At 41.1% G+C, this 5,935-nt stretch carries 6 protein-coding genes; all 6 read right to left on the bottom strand.

Annotated features, from left to right (window positions below):
- A partial coding sequence (locus VE944_RS02210) for a DUF29 domain-containing protein (RefSeq protein WP_324971603.1) occupies positions 1-419 on the bottom strand: 419 nt, incomplete at its 3' end.
- A 99-nt stretch (positions 420-518) separates the two neighbouring features.
- Entirely contained in the window at positions 519-1,667 is a 1,149-nt protein-coding gene (locus tag VE944_RS02205) for a glycosyltransferase family 4 protein (protein ID WP_324971600.1), read from the bottom strand.
- Between the two features lie 353 nt (positions 1,668-2,020).
- Positions 2,021-3,658 carry an MFS transporter gene (locus VE944_RS02200; protein WP_324971606.1) on the bottom strand — a complete coding sequence of 546 codons (1,638 nt, stop codon included), beginning with the start codon at positions 3,656-3,658 and terminating at the stop codon, positions 2,021-2,023.
- Positions 3,645-4,574, bottom strand: a complete 930-nt coding sequence (gene recO / locus VE944_RS02195; RefSeq protein WP_324971598.1) for a DNA repair protein RecO — start codon at positions 4,572-4,574, stop codon at positions 3,645-3,647. Before recO ends, VE944_RS02200 begins: the two co-directional genes overlap by 14 nt.
- Positions 4,575-4,678: 104 nt before the next feature.
- The gene (gene deoC / locus VE944_RS02190; RefSeq protein WP_324971595.1) at positions 4,679-5,359 is read right to left on the bottom strand and encodes a deoxyribose-phosphate aldolase; all 681 of its coding nucleotides are present in this window, start codon (positions 5,357-5,359) and stop codon (positions 4,679-4,681) included.
- 170 nt (positions 5,360-5,529) lie between these two features.
- A partial coding sequence (locus VE944_RS02185; RefSeq protein WP_324971593.1) for a DNA cytosine methyltransferase occupies positions 5,530-5,935 on the bottom strand: 406 nt, incomplete at its 5' end.

Here is a 5,935-nt window from a genome sequence, read left to right as displayed (position 1 = left end):
GTTTGCTCTAAAGTATAAGGAGATAATTCAGGTAAATTAGTTAGCTTTGTTTTAGCTTTAACATAATCTAAGGCATTGCTATAAATTATGCTGAAATTTACCTCTAAATAATTGCGTAAATTGGCACTTAAATCTTCATTTATTTGGTTCCGAAAACTAATAATTTCCGCAGCCCAATGATTAGGATTTCTTGGCTTCTCTAAATCACAATATTGATAAAGTAATAAATGTCTAATAATCTGTTCCAATAAACTTCTTACTCGCCTTTTTTCATTTTTAGCCAAATCTTCCAATTCTTCTATTAAGTTTTCATAGTCAACGTCTGCTAATTGCCGATTTTTGAGACATTTAATAGTCTCCTCTAACCATTGCAGGTAATTGGATTCATATAATGTTTTTATGTCGATGATTGCAGTCATTTTTTGATTTTGTAGCTTTAATTTATAGAGAAGCGTTAGCGACTGTGCGTAGCTCTGACTCGTTAACGCTGCACTATCCATTGTAACAACTGGGGTTCCCTACGCTCTGCGACTTAGCGGTACAGGTCGTTGTGCTAAAACTTCTTTATAAAGTTCTTCCAGTAGAGTAATATTTTTACTAAGGGTATAGCGGTCTAATACACGCACTCTAGCTTTTTGCCCCAGTAAGGTTGTTAACTCTGGATGGTCTTGCAATACTGGCAAGAGGGTTCTTAATTGCGATCGCACTGTTTTAGTATTAATAACTATACCTGCGCCCTTTTCCAATACTTCTCCATCTGCACCCACGTCTGTTGCTAAACAAGCCAACCCACATGACATTCCTTCTAACAGAGATAGGGACAAACCCTCTACCAATGAAGGCAAAATAAATACATCTGCGCCCCGCAAAATTTCGATCCGTCGGTCTTCATCAGCGATAAATCCCAACCAGATAATTCCGTATTCTGAACCATAAAACTGCTCTAAAGAAGGCTTTAAAGGCCCATCGCCAACAATTAGCAACTTAGTACCTGGCCCCATTGCCGACTGCTTCCAAGCCCGGAGGAGGGCTTCAACATTTTTCTCTGGTGCTATGCGACCCTGATAGACAAACAAACGTTCGGCTTTAAATTCTGTTTTGACTTGAGAAAATCCTGGAGAATACTTGGCAGTATCAACACCGTTGGGAATTACAGCAATATTCTCTTCCCTCACACCCATCCCTGCTAATAATTCTCGCTGAATTTGGGAAAATACAATTACGCGATCGTAGTTAACTAAAAAAGGTGCGTAGAGCTGATAAGCCAAAAGTTGTGTTCCCGATACCAGCTTTGCCCCCTTTCCAGCAAACGGCGTGTGAAAAGTGGCAATTAGAGGCAACCTCAGTTCCTCACATATTTCCGGTAGAAAAAAGTCTAGAGGAGATAGCGTCAAGGAAGCATGGACTACATCTGGCTTGATTTCCCGCAGCGACTCTGTTAAAAGTTTGGTCGCTTTAAAAGTGGGAATTGTATAAACCTGGGACTTGTAAATAAAAGGGAGGGAAACCTCTCGAAGATTTGGCCAATTATCAGGTTCAGACTCTTCCTGGGCGAAGTGAAGAAAGCTAACTTGATGTCCCCTATCTAGCAAGGCATTTGTAATTTCTCGACTGTAGGTGACATTGCCGCAAAAGGGTGATTTTTTTCCAATCCAGGCTATACGCATTCTTTATTTAACTGTAAGAAAAGCGGGTTTGAGCTATTACTTGTGTGTCCTTGGTGATTTTTATTTTATCTAGCTATACTTGCTGGTTTTTTTACTTATTACAGATTTCCAACATAATGTAGTTTAAAAAGCCTATTTTAAGCTGATTAAACCAATGGATTTATGGCTTTATTTATTTTACTTATAAGTTGTTAATTTATGATATTTAAACAACTTATTTTGACTAATGTCAGATTGATATGCCGCAAGTATGTGATAAATTTTCACTGACCATAGTTTACCATGAACAGAAAATTTTTAAGTAAATATTAATTACTTTTAAGTAATTAATAATAGCTCCTGTTAGCTGATAACTACTTGTCTGAGTTATACCAGGTTAAGATACCTCCTGAAAAGACGATCGCAGCTAATCCCAAAAAAACTGCCTGTAATCCTACAAAGGTTTCTGCCACACCTGCTAATGCCAAAGGTAAGGAGAGAGCAATATTAATTACATTGTTTTGCAAACCAAAAACTTTACCACGCATTTCTGGAGGTGTTTCTGTTTGAATTGCAGTTTGCATAGGAATACCCACTAGTGCCCCAAAGATACCTAATAGCGCCACTAGTAACAGGACTAGCCACAGTTGGGTTGTAAATATTGATAGACCAACCAGGGATGCTGCCATGCCCATACAACCACACAGACTTAGTTGGGTATAGGAGAAGCGTTGACCAAATTGGCCTAGAAGTGTTGCTCCCGCAGCGATGCCAACACCACCAGCTGCTAGCAAAAAGCCAAACTGGGAGGCTTTCATGTTGGGAATGATTTCCGCCATGCGAACCGCTAGAACAGTTAATGCTGCAAAAACAGAAAACAAGATAATCAGCTGAAGCAAAGCATTGCGGACACGATGATTTGCTTTAAGGTAGGCAAAACCATCTCGCAAATCAGAAAATACGTGAGGGAATTCTGTATCGGGGTGGTAGTGTTTTTCCTTAGTTGCTAGGAGGAACAAAATTATTCCCGCGATCGCATAACTACCACCTACTAAAAATTCTTTGCCCAAACTACCACTACCACCAATTTGCAGCCAAAGTCCATCGGCGATCGCTAACAGTGGTTCCCCGACAGCAAACCCAACAATCACCGATGCCATCATCGTTGTCGTATAAAGCGAATTTGCCGAGAGTAAATCTTGTTCTTCTACTATTAAGGGAATTGTCGCCTGTTCTGCCGGTGCAAAGAACTGCGTCAGCGTAGAAACTAAAAAAGTCACACCCAGAATGATTAAAAAGCCAACTGGCAAGACTCCTATGGGTTTCCAGTCATGAGTCAACCACATCAGAAAGGGAATTGACAAAACCAGGATGCCGCGCCATATATTCGTTGCCACCAGCACAGCCTTTTTCGACCAGCGATCAACAAACACACCAGCAACGGAACCAAACAATACGGCTGGAATTGTAAAAGCCATCATCAAGGCTGATACCCAACCACTAATACTTTGATTACTACCCTGAAACTGAGTATTAATCAAAGCAATCATCAGCACCAAATAAACTTTATCTGCTAGTTGGGAGAAAACTTGACCGCCCCAAAGAGCCAGGAAATTAGGGTTTTTTAATACAGGCAAAAACCCCTGCTGTTTGATATTTCCTGAAACAGCTTCTCCACCAGAACCAGATCCATTTAATGTTGGTGGTTCTTTTTCTGGGATAGTAGCTAATGGCAAATGCCCGTTGCTATTTTCTTGGGCAGTGGTTAATTTGTCCTCAGATTGTATATCTGATTGACTTACAATATCAGTTTTTTGGATCTGATCTGTGCAATCTTGATCGTTTTTAGAAACGTCTTTTGGGGACATTTCTTGTCCATTTATTTGACTAGGTGTACACTTTGAAACAGGACTCAAGTGATTCCTTACTGTAGGATCTGATACCCTATTCTGTTTTTTAGCGAGGCTTGGTGACAAAGGCAGGATTTTTTTATCCAAATCAGACGGTTGCATCATGGTTGGCAGCAAAATAAGAGTCGATCAAGGTAGCAGAGCGAATAGGGCGACCTAATTGATACTGAGCATACTGGCGCAAAATCTGTTCAACAGATAACCAGTCATGATCTCTAGCACCATCAATTTGCATTATCTCTGGTTGTGACAGATGTTGAAGCAAAGCCAGTTCCATAGCACCCGGACGACTAGAAATCACAGGTATTTCTTGCCGATGCACAACAACTGTTTGGGAGCCAGGTTTTGGAGGTAATGGGATAATGGGGTGATTGGGTGATGGAGAAAAAGATGAATTTCTTTGTATCTCCCTCTCCCTTTCACCCTCTCTTCGCAAACGTTCCCAAGCTTCTAAAGAAACCGTTCCACCCGCAGCGATACTAAATCCTACCTGCCAGTTTGGGTCTGTAAAGTTTGGCTTGAGGAGGTGTCCAGATAGGCAGCAGACTTGCACTTGTGGCGTTATTCCTGCTAACGCTAAAAGGTGAAACACCCCATGAGCCAGATGAGCCAAAACCCCAGATGGATTTGCACTAGATAACGCCTCCAACCGATGGAGATGTTCATTGAACAACTCATAAAGTTCTTCTTGGGGTTGTTCGCTCAAAGCTTGACACAAGACTATTTCTGCTAAATACTGACTGGCAGCTAATTTTCCTAAATCTTTAGCTAAACCAGGATAAGTTTTTAACGTCTGTGCTTGAGTAATTTTATCAAGCGATCGCCCTTTCGCAATCAATAGTTCATTCACAACAAACATACCACTCCTGCCGCCCAGGCTGGAGTTGTGCTTACGTGCCCCTGGAGCCACTGCTCGAATCAGGCCGAATTCTGGTGTCAAAATCGTCACTATTTTATCCGATTCTCCCAGCACTTGGGTTTTAAGATTAATTCCCGTTGCTTTGTAGGTTCTACTCATTAGTCATTAGTCACTAGTCATTAGTAGTTATTAGTCATTAGTCATTGGTCAAGGGTCATTAGCTTCGGACAAATGACAAATGACAAAGGACAAAAGACAAATGACTATTCACCCTTTCCCAGGTTATCGCGCTGGCGGAGCAAATCCATACCGCGAGATGTGCCTAATCTAGTAGCACCCGCTACGATTAAGTCTAGAGCTTGATTGATGGTATGGATACCACCTGAAGCTTTAATTCCCACTCTGTCTTTTGCAAGTTCCTTTAAAAGTCGTACATCTGCGACTGTGGCACCACCATTCCAGCCTGTACTGGTTTTTAAGAATGTCGCTCCTGCCTCCATAGAGATTTCAGCAGCTATTTTTTTCTCCGCATCTGTCAACAGGTTGATTTCCAAAATTACCTTGACTGTTTGCCCAGTCTCTTCACAAATTTCGGCAATCTCCCGGTGGACTTCTTCAGTTTTGCCAGCTTTTAACCAGCCCAAGTTCATTACTACATCCAACTCAGTGGCCCCATTATCCGCCGCTTCTTGAGCCTCATACAGTTTCACTGCTGAAGTCGTCGCACCAGAAGGAAAGCCAATTACCGTACAGACTTTCGGGTTCTTGCCGTGCAGCAGTTCGACTGCTTGTTTGACATAGGCCGGGTACAAGCAAACCGCCGCAAAATTGAATCTGTATGCTTCTTCACACCACTGCTCAACCTGCTCTGGAGTAGCAGTTGGCGTTAAGAGGGAGTGATCGATAAATGGCGCAATATCAATGTTTGGATAGTCTGCTGCCATCGTGTCTTCTGCCAGTAATTGATTATTAAACTTTATAAAAAATTAAAACATTTCTTATATATATATTAAACCATATCTATTACAAGTTTATTCTGAAAAGAAGCGGCTGACTTGTCTTGGATGTCGCCTTTGTAGATATCCCGGAATTATTGTAAGTGTTTAAGTTGACATTAGACAGGAGTAAGCTTAGAAATATCAACAGCATTTTTCACACCAGTTCCTAAGAAGTCAAAAATACTTTTAGCTAACGCTTTCGATGCCAAATATGGTACGCCATTACCAATACTTTTAAACATATTCGTAAGTGACATATTTTCTGGAAGTACGAAATTTGCAGGCAAAGATTGTATGGCTAAAGCTTCCGCCACAGATATTCGCCGGATTTTATAGGGATGCAAATGTACTTCATTATTTCCATAGCAAGCTGTCGGAGAATAACGCCATCTATGCAGACGCTTGAAAGACTTTTTAGAATCATCTCCTTCATCAATAGAAGCAAATCGTGTGATCCCTGCCCTTGGTTGAAAACAGTTCTCAGCATTGGGATGCTTCAGCACATTATTTTTTCTAAACCAG

The organism is Nostoc sp. (assembly GCF_035638895.1).
Taxonomy (GTDB): Bacteria; Cyanobacteriota; Cyanobacteriia; order Cyanobacteriales; family Nostocaceae; genus Nostoc.
Note: the sequence above shows the minus strand (reverse complement) of the source record. Positions and strands in the feature narration are given on the sequence as shown.